The sequence below is a fragment of the Alkalibacterium indicireducens genome, from assembly GCF_039522005.1.
Classification (GTDB): domain Bacteria; phylum Bacillota; class Bacilli; order Lactobacillales; family Carnobacteriaceae_A; genus Alkalibacterium; species Alkalibacterium indicireducens.
Window position 1 is genome coordinate 1 of record NZ_BAAADA010000120.1, and the last position, 2,714, is coordinate 2,714.

General features: G+C 31.1%; 3 protein-coding genes. All 3 read left to right on the plus strand.

Features of this window, described 5'->3' with window-relative positions; translation table 11 throughout:
- The first annotated feature begins 85 nt into the window (after positions 1 to 85).
- From ABFX15_RS07605 to panC, 3 genes are read left to right on the plus strand one after another with little or no spacing between them, the layout of a single operon-like run.
- Positions 86 to 946 (plus strand): Rossmann-like and DUF2520 domain-containing protein, encoded by an 861-nt coding sequence (locus ABFX15_RS07605; protein WP_002349114.1) that lies wholly within the window; start codon positions 86 to 88, stop codon positions 944 to 946.
- 11 nt (positions 947 to 957) lie between these two features.
- On the plus strand, positions 958 to 1,785 hold the full coding sequence (gene panB, locus ABFX15_RS07610; protein ID WP_346024866.1) for a 3-methyl-2-oxobutanoate hydroxymethyltransferase: 828 nt from the start codon (positions 958 to 960) through the stop codon (positions 1,783 to 1,785).
- A gap of 14 nt (positions 1,786 to 1,799) precedes the next feature.
- Complete coding sequence (gene panC / locus ABFX15_RS07615; protein ID WP_346024867.1) at positions 1,800 to 2,666, plus strand: pantoate--beta-alanine ligase; 867 nt, start codon at positions 1,800 to 1,802, stop codon at positions 2,664 to 2,666.
- Positions 2,667 to 2,714: the final 48 nt, after the last annotated feature.

Sequence of the window (2,714 nt, forward strand, 5' to 3'; positions counted from 1 at the left end):
GGGCAAGTGTTTTTTGTCTTTTCCTTGATAGAACAACGGTTATAGACCTTTAAGAACAAAAAAATTTGACAGTAACCACTTCTTTATGGAGGTGATAATTATGAACGTTGGTTTTATTGGAGCCGGCAAGGTAGGTTGTTCATTCGGGAAGTATTTCCAGGAACATAAAATACAAGTAACAGGATTTTATAGTAAAAGCGAAGACTCGTCATTAGCAGCTTCGAATTTTACATCTAGTAAACAATATTTAAACTTAAGAGAATTAGTAGATGAAAATGATACTATTTTCATTACGACTCCTGATGGTCAAATTCAGGAGGTATGGCAAGAAATTAAAAATTATCAAATCAAAAACAAATTAATCTGCCATTGCAGTGGTGCAATATCTTCAGATATCTTTTCAAATATACAGGACTATGGTGCTTATGGTTATTCTGTCCATCCTATGTTTTCAATATCAGATAAATATAATTCATACAAAAAATTAAAAAAATCTTTTATAACAATTGAAGGCGATGAAAAATATGCAAAGTTTTTATGTGATTTCTTCAAAAAGTTAGGTAATAGTACTGTAATAGTATCTAAGGAGAATAAATCTCTTTATCATGCCGCATCAGTAGTATCTAGTAACCTTGTGCTAGGACTTATTAATACAAGCGTTACATATCTAATTCAATGTGGATTTACTGAAAAAATGGCAATTGAAGCTTTATATCCATTAATTGAATTTAATATTAGAAATATAAAAGAAAAAGGAATTATAGAAAGTTTGACAGGGCCAGTTGAACGTTGTGATATTTCAACAATTAAAGGTCACTGTGAAGTTTTATCAGATGAAGACAGAGCTTTATATATGCTATTATCAAAAAATGTATTAGAGATAGCTATGTTAAAAAATATTAATAGAGATTATAGTGAATTAGAAAAGTATTTAGGAGAGAGTTAGGAGAGAGATAGATGAAAAATACAGCAGTTACATTTAAAGAATCTAAATTAAGAAATGAAAAATTAACAATGCTTACAGCTTATGACTATTCAACAGCAAAAATAATTGATGAAGCTGGGATAAATGGAATATTAGTAGGAGATTCTCTTGGTATGGTATGTCTAGGACATGAAGATACACTTTCAGTAACTATGGAAGACATGATTCATCATACTAGAGCAGTTACAAGAGGAGCTAAGAACACTTTAGTTGTTGCAGATATGCCATTTATGTCTTATCAAACTTCAGTATATGATTCAGTAGTTAATGCAGGAAGATTAATAAAAGAAGGACGAGCTCAGGTTGTTAAATTAGAAGGAGGGATAGAAGTATGCGATAAAATAGAGGCTATAGTAAAGGCTTCTATACCTGTTATGGCGCATATAGGTTTAACACCCCAATCTGTTAATGCATTTGGAGGATTTAAGGTACAAGGAAAGGACAAGGAAGCTGCTAAAGAATTAATAAGAGCTGCTAAAGCTGTAGAAAAAGCAGGAGCATTCGCTGTAGTGTTAGAATGTGTTCCAACTAAGCTTGCAGAGTTAATTTCTAAAGAGATATCAATACCTACAATTGGTATTGGAGCAGGTGCAGGGTGTGATGGACAAATTCTTGTATATCAAGATATGTTGGGGATGTATAGTGATTTTACCCCTAAATTTGTGAAGAAATATGCTGATTTATCAGAAGAGATGAATAAAGCATTTACAAAATATATAGAGGAAGTAAAAGATGGAGTTTTTCCAGGTCCAGAACATGGGTTTAAAATAAGTGATGATGTTTTAGAAAAATTATATTAAAAGGGTCAAGAAATATGGTTATATTTAAAACAGTAAATGATGTTAGAAGTCAAGTAAAAGAGTGGAAAAAACAAGGCTTAAAGGTAGGATTAGTTCCTACTATGGGATATTTACATGAAGGTCATGAAAGTTTAATTAGAAAAGCATCAAAAGAAAATGATAAAGTTGTTGTAAGTATCTTTGTAAATCCAACTCAGTTTGGGAAAAATGAAGATTTAGGTAGTTATCCAAGAGACTTAGAAAGAGATATAGAAGTATGCACAAGAGGTAGAGCAACAGCAATATTTAATCCTGAAGTTGAAGAGATGTATTGTGACAATGCAAGTACTTTTGTTAATATAACTGGATTAACAGAAGGTTTATGTGGAGCTAGTAGGCCAATACATTTTAGAGGGGTTTGCACTGTTGTAAGTAAATTATTTAACACAATACCAGCAGATAGAGCTTATTTTGGAGAAAAGGATGCACAACAGTTAGCTGTAATTCAAAGAATGGTTAGGGACCTTAATATTGATATAGACGTTGTAGGGTGTCCAATTATAAGGGAAGAGGATGGACTAGCTAAAAGTTCTAGAAACACATACCTAAGTTTAGAGGAAAGATCTTCAGCTACTATTTTAAATAAATCTTTAACTTTAGCTAAGGAAGCCTTAAATAATGGAGAGAGAGATAGCTTAAAAATAATTGAGATAATAAGTAAAAATATAAATACTTATAATTTGGCAAAGATTGATTATGTAGAAGTTGTTGATTCTTTATCATTACAAAGAGTAAATTATATTGAAAAATCAGTTTTAGTTGCAATAGCAGTATTTATAGGAAAAACAAGATTAATAGATAATTTTACATTTGAATTACAGGAACTGTCAAATTTTTTATGAAAACTAAAAATTAAAGGTGGTGAAGGCCCACTGACTATACCAATCGGA

Coding starts and splice junctions, on each gene's coding strand:
- panB (WP_346024866.1), top strand. CDS start 958: ATGAAAAATACAGCAGTTACATTTAAAGAATCTAAATTAAGAAATGAA.
- panC (WP_346024867.1), top strand. CDS start 1,800: ATGGTTATATTTAAAACAGTAAATGATGTTAGAAGTCAAGTAAAAGAG.
- ABFX15_RS07605 (WP_002349114.1), top strand. CDS start 86: ATGGAGGTGATAATTATGAACGTTGGTTTTATTGGAGCCGGCAAGGTA.